General features: G+C 41.4%; 1 protein-coding gene. It reads right to left on the bottom strand.

The genetic code is table 11. From position 1 onward, the window contains the following. Positions 1–328: 328 nt before the first annotated feature. Positions 329–1019, bottom strand: a 691-nt coding sequence (locus F1E73_RS17070) for an energy transducer TonB (RefSeq protein WP_150452671.1), incomplete at its 5' end; no start/stop codon positions are given.

The following is a 1019-nucleotide window of genomic DNA, read 5'->3' on the forward strand; positions in this document are numbered from 1 at the left end:
CTTTAACCGAACCAACCACCGTTTTCATCACCCTTTTATAATAAGTGCGCAAAGATACACTGCCTTCCATATTTTTGCAACCAATTAACAAGGTTTATTACAGGCTGTGCAGCCAATAGAACCTAATCCATTACACTACACAGGGTAGTATCCACCTCTAGATGCTACCTCACTAGCCAACAGCAGGCTAACTATGAAGGTTTAGGAATAGGTCCAGAAACCACCACTTTGGATGAACTACCAATCAGAAAAATTCCGAAGAGAAACTAAAAAGCAAAAAAAATCCCGGACCAAGGCCCGGGATGTCATTTATCTTAAATACTGTTAACTACTGCAACTTAAAAGTAATTGGAATACTAAAAGGTACACGCACAGCTCTACCTCTTTGCTTACCAGGAGTCATTTTTGGCAACTTACCAATAATCCTAGCCGCTTCCTTCTCCAAGTTCTTATCCGGTCCTCTCATCCTTACATTACCGATACTACCGTCTTTTTGGATTACGAACATTACGTTTACCCTACCTTGAACACCCATTTCCTGAGCAATCTCGGGGTAACGGAAGTTATCTCTAATATGCTTCTGCATCATTTTGTTAAAACAAGCTCTTTTGTCTTTTTCGTTCTCACAACCTGGAAAAACAGGAACATCCTCAATAACTGCGAAGGGAATATCCAAATCTTCTTCCACTTCTTCCACTTCCACATCCTCCACCTCTATAATTTCTTCTTCCTGACTGGTTTCCGTAGATTCTATCACAGTTTCCTCCACTTCTTCCTCATCCTCAACAATCTCGATGATCTCTGGAGCTGCTGGTGGCGGCGGTGGCGGTGGTGTTTTTATTTGTTCGGTCATAGGAACTTCTTCATCCAACGTATCATCCACGTTCATAGTATAATCAAATTGATTGTCATCGTCATAGGTTTTCCATTCCAAGGCACCCCAGGTTAACAACAACACTATCACCAAACCAATAACGAAGTAAAGTCCGCTATTCCTTGTTAAATCCGCCTTTGGATTC

The sequence above is a fragment of the Arenibacter lacus genome, assembly GCF_008711145.1.
Classification (GTDB): Bacteria; Bacteroidota; Bacteroidia; order Flavobacteriales; family Flavobacteriaceae; genus Arenibacter; species Arenibacter amylolyticus.